11 protein-coding genes and 1 tRNA gene are annotated in these 14,134 nt (G+C 47.5%); 10 read left to right on the top strand and 2 right to left on the bottom strand.

Annotated elements, in window-relative coordinates:
• Positions 1-439: 439 nt before the first annotated feature.
• The 6 genes from ACJJID_RS10650 (at position 440) to cyoD (ending at position 6,823) form a co-directional block, all read left to right on the top strand.
• A complete protein-coding gene (locus ACJJID_RS10650) occupies positions 440-1,996 on the top strand; it encodes a DcaP family trimeric outer membrane transporter (RefSeq protein WP_444919470.1) in 1,557 nt (518 codons plus the stop codon).
• Between the two features lie 145 nt (positions 1,997-2,141).
• Positions 2,142-2,558: a hypothetical protein gene (locus ACJJID_RS10645; RefSeq protein ID WP_444919469.1), complete on the top strand. Its 417-nt coding sequence runs from the start codon at positions 2,142-2,144 to the stop codon at positions 2,556-2,558.
• A gap of 218 nt (positions 2,559-2,776) precedes the next feature.
• Positions 2,777-3,805, top strand: a complete 1,029-nt coding sequence (locus ACJJID_RS10640; protein ID WP_444919468.1) for a ubiquinol oxidase subunit II — start codon at positions 2,777-2,779, stop codon at positions 3,803-3,805.
• Positions 3,802-5,877, top strand: a complete 2,076-nt coding sequence (locus tag ACJJID_RS10635) for a cbb3-type cytochrome c oxidase subunit I (RefSeq protein WP_444919467.1) — start codon at positions 3,802-3,804, stop codon at positions 5,875-5,877. Before ACJJID_RS10640 ends, ACJJID_RS10635 begins: the two co-directional genes overlap by 4 nt.
• Positions 5,878-5,883: 6 nt before the next feature.
• Positions 5,884-6,510, top strand: a complete 627-nt coding sequence (locus tag ACJJID_RS10630) for a cytochrome c oxidase subunit 3 (protein WP_444919466.1) — start codon at positions 5,884-5,886, stop codon at positions 6,508-6,510.
• A complete protein-coding gene (gene cyoD / locus ACJJID_RS10625) occupies positions 6,503-6,823 on the top strand; it encodes a cytochrome o ubiquinol oxidase subunit IV (protein ID WP_444919465.1) in 321 nt (106 codons plus the stop codon). The genes ACJJID_RS10630 and cyoD overlap by 8 nt, the downstream gene beginning before the upstream one ends.
• Before the next feature lie 49 nt (positions 6,824-6,872).
• On the opposite strand, the gene ACJJID_RS10620 is transcribed toward cyoD, so the two are convergent.
• Positions 6,873-8,267 carry an adenylate/guanylate cyclase domain-containing protein gene (locus tag ACJJID_RS10620; RefSeq protein ID WP_444919464.1) on the bottom strand — a complete coding sequence of 465 codons (1,395 nt, stop codon included), beginning with the start codon at positions 8,265-8,267 and terminating at the stop codon, positions 6,873-6,875.
• Positions 8,268-8,508: 241 nt separating this feature from the next.
• Between ACJJID_RS10620 and ACJJID_RS10615 the strand changes: the two genes are divergently transcribed.
• Both ACJJID_RS10615 and ACJJID_RS10610 read left to right on the top strand, forming a co-directional pair.
• The gene (locus ACJJID_RS10615) at positions 8,509-9,075 is read left to right on the top strand and encodes a nitroreductase family protein (protein WP_444919463.1); all 567 of its coding nucleotides are present in this window, start codon (positions 8,509-8,511) and stop codon (positions 9,073-9,075) included.
• 139 nt (positions 9,076-9,214) lie between these two features.
• A tRNA-Ser gene (locus ACJJID_RS10610) sits at positions 9,215-9,302 on the top strand.
• A 161-nt stretch (positions 9,303-9,463) separates the two neighbouring features.
• On the opposite strand, the gene ACJJID_RS10605 is transcribed toward ACJJID_RS10610, so the two are convergent.
• Complete coding sequence (locus ACJJID_RS10605) at positions 9,464-9,589, bottom strand: AlpA family phage regulatory protein (RefSeq protein WP_444922626.1); 126 nt, start codon at positions 9,587-9,589, stop codon at positions 9,464-9,466.
• Positions 9,590-10,149: 560 nt separating this feature from the next.
• Here ACJJID_RS10605 and ACJJID_RS10600 point away from each other — a divergent pair.
• Positions 10,150-12,066 (top strand): right-handed parallel beta-helix repeat-containing protein, encoded by a 1,917-nt coding sequence (locus tag ACJJID_RS10600; protein WP_444919462.1) that lies wholly within the window; start codon positions 10,150-10,152, stop codon positions 12,064-12,066.
• Between the two features lie 1,261 nt (positions 12,067-13,327).
• Positions 13,328-13,642, top strand: a complete 315-nt coding sequence (locus ACJJID_RS10595) for a D-Ala-D-Ala carboxypeptidase family metallohydrolase (RefSeq protein ID WP_444919461.1) — start codon at positions 13,328-13,330, stop codon at positions 13,640-13,642.
• The last annotated feature ends 492 nt before the right edge of the window (positions 13,643-14,134 follow it).

Raw genomic sequence — 14,134 nt, 5'->3', positions numbered from 1 at the left:
GATATTGGCCACAGGAATTCCGAGCAGGGAATTGGGTGGCCAATATCGCCTAAAACATTAGCAGTAAATTGGGCCGCTGGTTTTTGGTGTGCTTGCCTTGCGCCTTTTGCTGTAAATGGCGTTATCTCCTCTTGAACTAAGCTTTTCTGGATGGGGTTTGTTGAAAGCAAATATATAGAAAGTTGCTTCCTTCTGAGCCTGTTCCGCTGCATCAATGGTGATGCACTTTTTATTGTTCCGACACAAAAGTAAACGGACTGTTATAACAGATAGCAACTGAGATATCGCTAGCGGTTGAAGCTGGCCTAGAAAGAATATTCGCAGCCCTTATTGATGCCGGAATGTTGCACCGGTGACAGTGAAATAGTCGGGATTCATGTATTTCACCATTTGGCGAATGGCAGCCTCGAACTGCAGGAGATAGGGTCGAGACCTAGATATGGAAATCCAAACACAGTCTCCTGCGCTGCCTGCTGTGCTTGTGGTTTTTATCCAGTTTATTTCCTCCTCGCCTGCCAGTGCCCAAGTCTATGTCGAAGCCGATCAATTGATGAAGGTGATTGAGGCGCAGCAACGTCAACTTGAAGCGCAGGAAGCGCAAATTAAGCGGCAAAAAGCCGACCTGGAAGCTCTCAGGCAACAAGTGGAAGAGTTGCGCAGGGCAAGACCTCCTCAGAGCCCCCCAACTGCACCAGCACCGCCAGCTCCATTACCCAGGGGAAATAGCGTGTCCGTGGAGCCCGTGGAAAAAGTGGAGCTCGATGGCTTGCAGGATCAGATTGAAGCCATTCATAAAGCTATACCTCCGGGTTCTCTACCGCCTCCACGGGCCAGGGGGGACCCAAAACTGGTTGAACAAACCGATATTGAAGAAATTATCTCCAGTGTTCCGACGGATTGGCCGGGGTCTATCCCTGTGCTTGGTAGTCGCATGCGACTAAAAATCAGCGGCTTTGCCGAGCTGGATGCAAACTACGATACCGGCGCCATTGTGAGCCCGGCAGAGTTTACTACCAGCGCCATTGTGACCAGCGATCGAACTGCGGCAGAGGGGGAAGACGGCCAGACCAATGTCTCTGTTCAGGTATCGAGGTTAGTGCTTAAGACACGAACCCCCTGGGGTGGACGTTTGATCGAAAATGATCTTTCCGTCGATTTCCTTCAAGACCCCAGTATTAGCGAGCCATTACTACGTCTGCGCAAGGCTTACGGTCAAGTGAACGATATTTTACTGGGCGGGGATTTACGGCTAGGTCTGGATTGGTCCACCTTCAGTAACTTAACTGCCGCGCCAAATACGCTGGATTATGAGGGGCCCAATTCACTGTTGGCTTTGATGCGCCCGGTTGCGCGCTGGAGCCGCGCTTTTCATGAAACGCTGACCTTACAGGTTTCCCTGGATGCACCTACTGATCGGGTTTTTCAGAATGCGGAGGAGGTTTCACGCTGGCCGGATTTCGTTGTTGCTGTGATTTCCCAGACGGATCGGGTGAATTTTCAGGGCAGTTTTATCCTGCGGGATTTGCGTGGTAGTGGAGACCCACAGTCAGCCGTTTCGGATACCGGTTGGGGTATCAATCTGAGCGGTGTTATCGATATGCCCGATAGGCTTGCGCCGGATTTTGCCTCCTACTCATTGAGTTATGGTTATGGTTATGGGGGGCTTTTGGACGATGAGCCATTCGATGCGACCTATGATTTTGTCAACAATCGCTTGGAAGCGATCCCAACTCTGGGCTGGTATCTGGCTTACCAACATTGGTGGAGCCCCTGCCTGTATTCCGTGGCAAGTTATGGACTTGTGCAGCAGGACAACCTGGACTTTCAGCCGGGCTCCTCATTTAAACAAACTCAATACAGCAGTATTAACCTGACCTGGACGCCGACGCCGCATTGGTTGTTTGGCGTTGAGGCCCTTTATGGAACCCGGGAGGACAGGGATGGAGCCTATGGTTCGGTCTGGCGAACTCAGTTCACCAGTCGCATCTCGTTTTAGCCGAGCGGGGAGGGTAGTAAATAGGAACCTGGGCGTTATTTTGCTGTGTTGTTTTTGTCTCTCCTGTAATTCACCACGAACGATAGTAACCGATACCTGGCATTCACCCTTGATTACTGCGCGCCCCTTGGGAAACACCTTGGTTTTGGCCTATACACTATTCCCCCGGCCGATCGTTGGGCTTCATGTCGAAGATGTATGGGTTGAGCAGTTGGGCCGGTACGGCGTGAATGCTCTCTCATGGAGTTATTTTTCAGTGGATGGCAAGGTGCCCACCATGGGAGAACTGGCTGATATCCTGACCGAATATCAATTTGATACGCTATTGGTAACGCAGCTGATTAGCTTTAAACGCCTGAACAGAAATGTCCCAAATTCGCAAGTGGCCATTGTTGAAACTCGCTTATATTTAGCGCCAACTGAAGAAGTGTACTGGTCTCTGCAGTCTGAGAGTTTCCTGGCGAACTATATAATGGGTGAAATTCGCCGTCCCAGGGAGGGGGATGCCTTGGAGTATGTGGAAACGGTTATTCAGGAAATGATGAAAGATGGCGTTTTCTAGGCGCATCTACCTTCTGCGTATGTAAATGAGCGCCACTAACTCCTTTCCGCTGTTCGATGAGTGAAGTTAAAGCATTATTTATTCAGCTATTCTGGTGAGAAGAGCTGTACACCAGTGTGTAGTAAACACTTGGCATATTTCATTGTGTATGGTGAATTTGTTGTAGCGGGTAGTCTGATGCGAGTGCCTGCGGAATCCGAAGGTCGGAAGGCTTTGCAATGGATTGGAATACCGGGGCCCCTGTCAGGCGATTGCAATATTGGACACAGCTGTGGGGGTATATTGGTTACCGCTCTTTCTGTCTGATATTTTCCCTTTCCCTACTATTTTTTCTGCTCCCTCACTCCAGTTATGCCACCGAAACCTTTTTAGTGCCCCTGGGGCCTGTTGCCCATGAACAGAAAACACATTTTTTCTGGGCGACGGCGCTCACTATGGTGGCGATATTGCCGGTGTTTGTTTTAGTGCCGGTTATCCTGATTAAATACCGACGCAAAAAGGGTAAAGGTATTTATGCGCCCAAGTGGGAATCCTACGGTCCGTTGGAACTGATTATGTGGGGCGTCCCCTTTCTGGTGATCTTTATTCTCTCCTTTATGCTTTGGCGCGCTACCAGCATGCTGGACCCCTATAAGGAAATAGAGGGCGTGGTGCCGCCAGTTAAGGTGCAAGTGGTGGGGTTGGATTGGAAATGGTTGTTTATTTATCCCGAGCTAAAAATTGCCACAGTGGGTGAGCTGGTTGTTCCTGTTCACACTCCGGTTTCTATGATCCTCACCAGCGATACGGTGATGCAGTCTTTCTGGATTGCGGCATTGGCTGGGCAAATCTATGTCATGCCAGGCATGACCACCAGGCTCAATTTTATCGCGACGAAAAATGGAAAAACCCAGGGTGAAAATACCCAATATACCGGTAAGGGATTTACTGAACAGAAATTTGATGTATTGATTAAAAGTGAAGAGGACTTTCAGGCCTGGGTGGCGCAGGTTCGTACCGATGGCATTACTCTGGATCCTCAGACCTATAAGCGCCTGGCCATGAGAAGCACTCGTAAGGAGATGCAAAAGCAGTTGGCGACACCGCAAATGCCGAGCAATGCCCTCTACTTTACCCTTTCCGACCCTCAGCTCTTCCAGAGCATTGTTATGCGATACCACTCTGGTAAACCTCTTAGCATGGAAGAGCAACCCGGTACTGTGAAGTTTGGTCAGGGTGAAGAGAAAACCGAGGGAGCGCAGCCATGAATATTACCGATTACGGTTGGCTGGGAAAGTTGAGCTGGGACTCCATCGTTTTCAGCGACTTGATTAACAATTTCTCGGTAAGTGCAGCGGTAGGGAGCACCGCTGGCGCTATCGTTATTTTTGCGACAATCGCTACTCTCGCATTACTGACCTGGTTCAAGGTGTGGGGCACTCTCTGGTCTGAATGGCTGACCAGCACGGACCATAAAAAAATCGGCATCATGTACATAGTGTTCGCACTGGTGATGATGACGAGAGGGCTGCTGGAAGGCATGGTGATGAGAGCGCAGCAGGCCGCCGCACCGGATGGCTTTCTCTACGCAGACCACTTCGCACAGTTGTTTAGTACCCATGGCACGATAATGATATTTTTTGTCGCTGTGCCTTTTGTGGTGGGGCTGGTCAACTTAGTGATGCCGCTGCAGATTGGCGCCCGCGATGTGGCATTCCCGGTGCTAAACCAAATTAGCCTGGCGGTGACAGTTTCAGCGGGGATGCTGCTGATGGTTTCCCTGGTGGTGGGGAAATTCTCCACCGGTGGCTGGTCTGCGTATCCGCCCTATACAGGTGGGGATTTTAACCCTGGTGTGGGGCCGGATTATTGGATCTGGGCTATTGTCTTTTCCGGGGCTGGTACCACCCTTACGGGAATTAACTTCACCGTTACAATTCTCAAATGTCGCGCTGCGGGCATGAATTTTTTTCGTATGCCCATGTTCTGCTGGACAGTACTCTGTTCCTCTATCCTAATGATTTTTGCCATGCCGCCGCTCAGTGTGGCCGCGTTAATGCTCGGTATGGATCGGTATTTGGACTTCCATTTTTTTACCAACGACCTTGGCGGAAATATGATGAACTACGCCAATTTATTTTGGTTGTTTGGTCATCCTGAGGTCTATCTACTGGTGTTGCCGGCATACGGAATTTTTTCCGAGGTTTTTTCCACCTATTCTGCCAAGCGCCTTTATGGCTACAAGTCGCTGGTATTTGCCACCATGAGCATTGCCGTGTTGAGCTTTACCGTATGGCTCCACCATTTCTTTACCATGGGACAGAGTCCTACGATCAATATTGTGTTTGGTATTGCCACCATGCTGATTGCGGTTCCAACCGGGGTTAAGGTCTACGATTGGATGGCAACCATGTATCGGGGCCGGATTCGTTTTACCACACCGATGATTTATGCCATCGGCTTTTTGATTTTATTTGTGATTGGTGGCCTGTCAGGGGTGATCCTGGCAAACCCCACGGTAGATTTCCAAGTGCATAACACCTTATTCCTGGTGGCGCACTTCCACAATGTACTGATTCCTGGGGTATTGTTTGGGGTATTGGCTGGATATAACTACTGGTTCCCCAAAGCATTTGGTTTTCGCCTCGATGAGCGGTTGGGGAAATGGTCAGCGTATTTGTGGATAGTCGGTTTTATGCTGACTTTCTTTCCCCTTTATGGTGCCGGCTTATTGGGAATGCCAAGGCGCTCCTTCAGCTATATGGATCTGACTTTCAAGCCCTATATGGTGGTGGCCTTCATTGGCGCCATGGTGGTGCTGTGCGCATTGATTAGCCTGGTATTGCAGTTACTGGTCAGCTTGCGGGATCGTAAAAAGAACCGTGTTCCTGTGGGTGATCCATGGGATGGCCGGTCTCTTGAGTGGTCGATTCCGGCCCCAGCGCCCTCTTACAATTTTGCCGAGCTGCCCAGGGTAACGGACAGGGATGAATTTACCGAGGCCAAGGAGCAGGGGCGTGCCTATCAGCCACCAAAAGTCTATCGGGATATTGAGATGCCCAAGAATAATCCCTTGGGATTTTTGCTCTGTGTGCTGAGCGGCATCCTGATGTTTGCGCTGGTTTGGTATATGTGGTGGCTGGCCCTACTTTCTGCACTGGCCATCATCATTGTGGTTATTGCCTCTACATTCCGTTGGGATAGTGAACAAATTATTCCCGCAAGCCAGGTACAGCAGGATACAGAGAGATGGTTAGCGCTGGTAAATAACACAGAACCGGTAGGCCGGGATCTGGAAAACACCCCGCAGAACAATGGCTATGCAAAGTTGGAGCATTAGTTGCCAATGGATGGAAACTCATCTGCGCTAAATAAGGGTTTGAGAGAGAGCCCTGGAGCCGTTCACAAAGACCCGGATATGGTGATCTTTGGTTTTTGGGTTTTTATGATGAGCGACCTGATTTTTTTCGGGGTCGTTTTTGCTATTTATATCACCATGATCGGTGCCACTGCGGGTGGACCAGGCCCCAGGGAGCTGTTTGATTTCGGCAGCCTCTTTGCGCAGACCATGTTGCTGCTTACCAGCAGCCTGACGGTGGGGATCGCCACCATTACCATGAAGCACCAGCGCAGCCAGGGTAGTTTTTTGTTTTGGGTGGTGGTGACCTTGTTACTTGGTCTCGGCTTTCTCACCTTGGAGTTACTCGATTTCTCCGAGATGGCGGCAAAGGGGGGCACACCACAGCGCAGTGGCTATCTTTCGGCTTTCTTTGGTTTAGTGCCTTTGCATGGATTGCATGTCAGCTTTGGCTGCCTGTGGATGCTGGTCATGATTGCACAGGTACTAACAGTGGGTATGACTGATCTGGTGAAGTTGCGCTTTTTACGATTGGCGCTGTTTTGGCATTTCCTGGATTTGATTTGGATTGGGATTTTCTCAGTGGTTTATTTTGGTGGCTGGGTCTATGGCTGAAAAATCCGGTTTTTCCGCACATTTGCGCACCTATCTGACCGGGTATGTGCTGTCAGTTGTGTTTACGTTGGCTGCATTCTGGGCGGTACTGGCTCTGGGTAAGGAATACAAGAGTGTTCTATTGCTGGTAGGGGTGCTGGGAGTGGCCCAGCTGATAGTACAGCTTAAATGTTTCTTAAATGTGACCACGCAAAAGGAAGGGCGGGATAACCTGGCTCTGATCCTTTTTTCAACGCTGATTTTACTGATTATTGTCCTGGGTACCGCCTGGATTATGGGGAACCTGGCAATGCGTATGCATACGACAATGTGATGGCGGAGTCAGGCTGCCGCTTAATTTACGCATTGAGAGAATTGCTTTTTTAAATAATCACTTTGCTCTTAAGGCTGGATGTGGCTTTCTCCAGGGATTGCAGAACCTTGACCTTGTCGTAGTTACGGATTTTATCCAGGTCCAAGTGCATGGAAAAGCCGGGGGCATGTTCCTCCAGGTAGCTCTGCTGGCCACCAAGATTCTTGCGCAAGTCGGTGACTTGATAGACTTTGACCGGGGTGCTAATTCCCTTCACGGTAATATGGCCTTTGTCACGGCACATAACGGTGTGTTTGATCATTGCCCAGGTTTCATGGCTGATCAGAATCTCCCCCGGCTGTGCCGCACCTTCCAGGCGTGAAGCCAAGTTTACATGGGTGCCCATAACGGTATAAGCCTGGTAGTTGGCTGTACCGAAGATACCCACGGTGCAGTAGCCCGTGTTGATGCCCATGCGCACCTGCAACGGACGTGAGATACCCTTGTTGTACCATTCCTGCTTCATTTCCCGCACACGCTTGCGCATCGCCAGGGCCATAGCCACACAGCGCAACGCATCGGATTTCGGGCCCTTACTTTCATCGTCACCAAAGACCACCATCACTGCATCGCCAATAAATTTGTCGATAGTGCCACCGTACTGTCCTGCGATTCGGGCCATCTCCGAAAGATAGTTGTTGAGCAGGAGAGTAAAAGTCTCCGCCTCAAGTTCCTCGGTAAGTTGGCTGAAATCTTTGATATCCGAGAAGAACACTGTCAGTAGTTTTCGCTGAGTGGTCAGCGCCTCTTCATCGCCGGTAGTTACCGAACGCCACAAGCGTTGAGGTAGGTATTTGGAGAGCTTATAAGAGCGCATCTTACTGACACGTTGCTCTGTTGCCAGAGACTGGTTGGCCTCCTTCAGTTTACCGATCTGGCGATGGGTAAAAAAAGCATAGGCACAGAGATAAATTAGGATGCCCATTAGGCTCACGGTGCTAATGGTGAGATCGGCATTAATTAATAATGCTGGCCGGTGCATCAAATAACCCAGCACCACTCCAACTAAAAGGCCCGTATTGTGTTCAAACCACTGGCGGCCACCGCCCTGGGTAAGGGCATTGAGCTGCACCATCGTAATAAACAAAAGAGAGGGCAGCATACTGAAATTGGCTAGTGCGACGGTAATGCCCACTAGCACAGTATCGACAAATGCCAGGGTACGGCGGGTTTTGAAAGCCTTTTTATCGCGAGCCTTATAAAGCAGGAACTGGGCAAAAGCGCAGTAAATCAGCAGGAAGACAGCGGTGCCCAGATTGAGCAATTTGTCCAGATGCCAGGGGGACGACCACTCGACCGCAGTTGCCAGAGTGCCGGCAGCCGCAAAAAGAATTAGGGTGCGAAAATAGGTCGAGTAATGAGGGCTGATACTTTGCCCCTTGTTTCCCTCAAGCTGGTCCTGCATTTGTGGTTATCTTTTTGTCCGTTAAGCAGTAATAAACAAACTGCGCGCAGGCCACAGGCCGGGCCCGTAAAGCTATGGGCCCGTGTGGTCGCGCAGTGATTTACTGGGCGAAGTGTACTCCTACAAAAGCCAGATTGCTAAAAAACCGATGCCTGTACTTGGTTTTTATGCAGTTCGTACGTATGCGCTGCACGGACGGGTTAGGGTACACTCAGCGCTCAGACAATTACCGGAGAGAACGATGGATGCCCTGAGCGCCCTGCACAACCGAGTATCAACGGGTAAGCTGACCGAGCCCGCGCCTAATAATCAGCAGCGGCAAAATATCTTTCGCGCGGCATTACGTGCTGCAGACCACGCCTGCCTGCGCCCCTGGCGTTTTCTTATAGTGGAAGGGCAAGAGCGCGAACGTCTCGGGGAAATTTTCCTAAAAGCGGCCGACCAGTCAGGTGGGGCGTCCCTGAGTGAAGCTCAGCGTCAGCGCACCCGGGCAATGCCCTTGCGCGCTCCCCTGATTATTGTGGCCATAACCCGCCTGCAAGATCATCCCAAGGTCCCCCATTTGGAGCAGCACATGTCCACCGCTGCGGCGGTACAGGCAATGCTCACCGCCGCCTATGCAGAGGGTGTGGGCGTCTATTGGCGAACCGGGCCCCTGGCGAGTGATCCACTGGTAGCTCAAGGCCTGGGCCTGGCTGAAAATGAGCGAATCGATGGATTTATCTACTGCGGAACCCCCGGTAAAGCCCCTCGGCAGGCTCCGGAATTACCGGTAGAAGAATTTTTTTCACAATGGAATGCAGATTAGTGCTTGCACATCGAGAAACATTTGGGTAAAGTGCGCGCTCTCTCGACGAGACAGCAGCTATCTCTCTGATTTACTTGAAGATTTAGCCAACGAGAGAGTTCCGCTGAGAAGTGGGATGCCCCAAGCGGGGTGACAATTTGGTGAGGTGTCCGAGTGGTCGAAGGAGCACGCCTGGAAAGTGTGTATGTCGAAAGGCATCGAGGGTTCGAATCCCTCCCTCACCGCCATATTTCTTAAAGAAAGCCCTGATTTTTCAGGGCTTTTTTATTTCTGAATTTCTCAGTCCCCCACCTAGCCCCCTAATTTTTTGATGGGCAACTACCTAATTGTGGCTGCATGAGAAGTCTTCTTGGCTACCTTCTAGCATTATGTTGCGCCATCAAGCCTTTCATCTTTTCCAAGCCTCGACCTCCTGGCTATCCCAGCTCACGGCTCCTGGGTCTATTTGTCGCTGATGAGGAAAGCCTTTTTCTTTAATTATTCGATAAATGCTACTGCGTTTAAGTCTGTGAATCTTTCGACTTTATGTCAGCGAGGTATGCTAAGAAATTTTCTAGATATTAAGGCTGATGCCATTACACATCTCTCACTATATTAATTTGTATTATTCACGGCATAGATAAATTTAATTCACTCTACATATTGCAAATCGGGGCAGCAGGCGACAGCTCCAAGTGTTTTGTAGGTGGGTAACTGTTGTTCTCGTGGCATACCAATCGCTGACATGCTGGGTATGCCGCCTTCTACTTTGTGTGGTGCAACAGGGAGACGAATTAATCTTCGTCAGGAGCGGCATTTGCTAAGGTGTAATAAAGGGCAGTGGGGTCGAGAGTGTCGTAGGATTTGGGGTTGGCAAGATAGGTTGCTTGACCCTTAATTGTGTCGAGCACTTGCCCATTTTTAGCTGCTTCCTTAAAAGCGGCGTCAAATCTAATTTTGTATCTAATGTGGATGTTTAATTTCGAGTGTAACTTTGTTGCTGTCATTCTTGATGTGAGACTGTTGGCAGAAAAATCAATTAAGCTAAACGGAAGTATGTATTAGTAAAGTAAAAGATAACACTAGGGTGCTATTGTGAAAATTTTTATTCTTTTTCAGGTTGCGGTCTTTTGGGTGTTTTTTAGTTTCCCTTTGATTGGTTTTTCAAAGATTATTTACATGGCGACGGATGGGGATGATGAAAATTCAGGGCTTTCTCTTTCTGAGCCCGTCAAAACCTTGAGTAGGGTGCATTATCTAGTCGATTTTAGTGGCGGAGATACTACTGTTTTCATTAGGGGGGGAGTCTATTATGGTGAGACTATTTCTTGGACTAAAACATCGCGTGAATTTAAGTTGAAATTAACTGCTTACGGTGATGAAAAGCCTGTTTTTGAAGGGGAGGGGAATACTGTATTTTTTAGGCTGGAAGTGGGAGTTGGAGAGTGTACTAATGTAGAGATAAGCCGTCTAACCATAAGTCACTACGCTAGCTATGCAATTCTTCTCAATGGTGGGAGGGATAATAGATCAACAACTTGGAATGGGTGTAACCATATACATGATAACCGTTTTATAGAGATTGGGACTCTTTTTGATGTGTCTAATTGTCCTGGTGACTGCAAAGGGTATGGCGTAGTCGATTTTGTGAATTCAGATAATAATTCAATATATAACAATGTATTTTATAGGGCGGAAAATATATCTTCTCAGGACTTCTTGCTTCATGGGGTCTATCTCGCCCATGATAGTGTGGGCAATAAAGTTTATGACAACTATTTTCACTTGGTTTCTGGTGATCCGATCAGAGTTAGAGATCGGAGTAGTGATAATCGTATATATAATAATTACGCAGATAGAGCTGGGCAGAGGGCATTTTTATCTAGCTGGCACAATTCTGTTAATGGTGAGCAGGCCTCATATAACAATGTTGTTGAAAATAACATTGTAACCTTTCCATATACAACATCTGAAAATATCGATCTGACAGCAAATCTGGTTGGGAGCGGGGATGAAAGTACTTTTGTTGATGAAGGGCAAAAATACTTTCATGGGGCCCAGATTGATAGCGAGGAGGTTGTCGCTACTGCCGCGGGCGACTTTGATGGAGATGGGGTAGATGAATTGCTGGTTGCCTTTAATTATGGCACTTTTAGTAAGGTTGTAAGAGCAATAGGCGGGCAGGGTAAGTATCTAAAAGACGTCCTTTACATATCGCCTTACCTGAATGTTACCGATTTTGCTGTTGGGAATTTTTCGGAAAGAGGTAAGGATGAGGTCATAACTGCATTTGAGCTTGACGGCTCTAAGTACACGATTGTTTTTCGTGGAGATGGTGAATCTAGCTTGCTGAACTATGGTCTCATTTACTCGAGTGAGCGAGTGAAAGTATCCGCGATGACCTCTGGTGATTTTGATGGTGATGGTGTTTCAGAGGTTGTAACTGCTTTGAAGGTGAACTCTGATGAAACTAAGGTTTTTCGAGGCGATGGGGTTAGAAGTATATTAAATTTAGGTAGTCTCTACAGTCTCAATAACTGGGATGTAACTGCAATGACTTCCGGTGATTTTTCTGGTGTTGGTAGAGATCAGGTTATTACGGCTTATAAGTCTTCATTTGGGACAAGGATCTACCGAGGTGAAGGTACAAGCTCCGTTGTTAATTATGGGTATTTCTACTCAAGTTTCCAGTGGGCTGTTAGTGATATGGAAGCTAATCGTTACAATAATTCGGTGGTGCCATCCTTGGTTACGGCATTTAGGCATGAGTCGAGTGGGGACGTTAAGATTTATAATGCGGATGGAATAAATTCTGCGACTACTCATTCTTTTTACGATAGTACGATTTGGGATATTTCAGTACTAACCTCAGGCGTTTTTGATAAAAACGGAGAAGTGAGTTTGGTAACCTCTTTCACGACTTCATTCCTTACTCATACTCAGATTTGGGCCGGTAATGGGACAACAAGTGCTTTAAACAATGGCATTTTTCATAGGCTGGATCTAAGGTAGCATGTAATTCTTCTGAGATTGATTAAGGATTTTTTCAAAATGAGGGGTGAATAAGGTTGATCCCCTCTATATCAGAAATCTATAAAAATCCCATGCCGGTTATCCTTCTTCAATAGTGATCTTGCCCCATAAAATGGATATAGCACTTTTCATACTAAAATTTGCTCATCTGTAGTAGTTCAGGCTTAACCTGACAAAGCACCTCCTGAAAAGCCGGTAACTATCAGATCACGTCTGAACTAATCCAGCTAATACTTATGTTTTCTGTACAATGAATTGTTTATTATAAGAGTCTGGTTCTCCATTTTCTGGTTTGATTCTTGAATCAATAGTATGCATTATCATTCCTGCTGCCATTTCAGTGAACCAGTTGGCAATCCAGTATGAGTTGGATTTGTTTAAGTTTTCAGATTTATGCCAGTTATTTTCTTTCATTTTGCAGTTATAGTGATAATAAGTAGTTTACCTTTAGCGCCAAGTTTTGAGCGATACCCTGACAATACGAACTCAGAATTTTTGGGGTCTAATACCATGTTGTAGTTCGCGTTAGCTGCCCTGATGGTTACGTTAAGAAAACTTGGATTACTCCGAGATTTTTCTGTGATCAATGTTGCTGATTTACCATTAACAGATAAAATTGCTTGTATGGATACGCTAGATTTTATTACTTTAAACTGTACTCTTTTTGTGAGTTGAACTATGTCTGAGTGAAAAATGCTTTCGTTGGCTATTGAACATTCGGATACGGATTTTAGCGAATTATAGTTCGAACCCTCTAATGCATTGTTCATGCTTTCATTGACGGGTGTCGTTTAAAGAAAACAAATTAATAATTGACGCTAAAATTATCGAATGGGCGGTCCTTACCATTTTTTGAGTAAATGATGTTGTAGAGATTGGCAGGGTTTTCGTTAAGCATGTCAAGTGATAAACCTAAACTGGCAGGCTAATAATCGGAAAAATTAATGCAGCGCTATGCCAATAAGGAGGGGTGGAAAGTCTTGACTTTCTCTGTCTCAGAACCACATAAAACCCCATGCTGGGATAAGTGCGCAGTTCCTTAGCTAAATGCCCTGAAGCTCACTCAAAGCAGGCTTTTTTATACCAGTTTGGTAAGCTGGAGCTTAAATTAACATAGCAACATACATTCACAGGCTATATACATTGATAGTATTCGTGACCAAGGATTATTATGGCTGCAGCTGCTCTGGTTTTCATGCAGCGACTGTTCATTTTTTCTTAAGTCCCCCAGCCGGTTTTTTTGTACCTGAAATTTGAGACTCCCATATTCCAAATCGACTACTTCACAGAGTCGGAACTGGCCTGTCGTTGCTGTGGTAAAAACCATTCCAAAGATGAAACGCTCAACCGCCTGATTAAAGTTAGGGGGCGTTATGGAAAGCCGATGGTCATCAATTCCAGTTACCGCTGCCCAGCACACAATGCCCGACTGAATGCCACTATAACTCATATCACCGGGCAGGCTGTTGATATTCGGGAGGGCCTAACGGTTAATCCAAATCGCCCAGGTGGAAGGACTTACCTGTACAGGGGTAAAGCAGAAGGGGCCGTTTAAAAGGCGATTCCTTCACCTGGATGACCTTGAATCGATACCTGGCAAACACACTCGCCCTACAGTTTGGAGATACTAATCGCTATCAACCCACTAACAGCACTCTTTAAAACCGACAAAATGGCTATAGAGCGCATATGGCCTGATCGGGTTAAATGTGCTAAGGAAGTACGGAAACTGGAGGAGCTCAAGTAAAAGGGCAGCACGGCAGAGCAAAATGCTCAGGTTCAATTGCTTCTCGGGTAATTGGAGGTCAACAAAGCCAAAGTCCAGCACAAAAGCATATTTGTCGCTGACTGGCTCCCCTGGATTGGCTGGGGACTTGGCTCTCGCTTATCAGTTTGTTTTATATCCATTGCTGTGTTGGGTCTGGGCTATCTACAGCGCTAAAGGCTTAATATTTACAGGGGTGACTCCACCGCCAGTACTAGAAACTGGTGCGCTGTTCTTAATGATAACGGCCATGCTCGGTATAGGTGCCATGCGTTCATATGA

The sequence above is a fragment of the Microbulbifer sp. CnH-101-G genome (assembly GCF_052466775.1).
The sequence above is the reverse complement of the archived record's forward strand: the minus strand, read 5'-3'. Positions and strand labels throughout refer to the sequence as shown.

Bases quoted from the DNA above. Each gene is read 5' to 3' on its own strand.
- ACJJID_RS10650 (WP_444919470.1), top strand. From the start codon at position 440: ATGGAAATCCAAACACAGTCTCCTGCGCTGCCTGCTGTGCTTGTGGTT.
- ACJJID_RS10640 (WP_444919468.1), top strand. From the start codon at position 2,777: ATGGATTGGAATACCGGGGCCCCTGTCAGGCGATTGCAATATTGGACA.
- ACJJID_RS10635 (WP_444919467.1), top strand. From the start codon at position 3,802: ATGAATATTACCGATTACGGTTGGCTGGGAAAGTTGAGCTGGGACTCC.
- ACJJID_RS10630 (WP_444919466.1), top strand. From the start codon at position 5,884: ATGGATGGAAACTCATCTGCGCTAAATAAGGGTTTGAGAGAGAGCCCT.
- cyoD (WP_444919465.1), top strand. From the start codon at position 6,503: ATGGCTGAAAAATCCGGTTTTTCCGCACATTTGCGCACCTATCTGACC.
- ACJJID_RS10620 (WP_444919464.1), bottom strand. From the start codon at position 8,267: ATGCAGGACCAGCTTGAGGGAAACAAGGGGCAAAGTATCAGCCCTCAT.
- ACJJID_RS10615 (WP_444919463.1), top strand. From the start codon at position 8,509: ATGGATGCCCTGAGCGCCCTGCACAACCGAGTATCAACGGGTAAGCTG.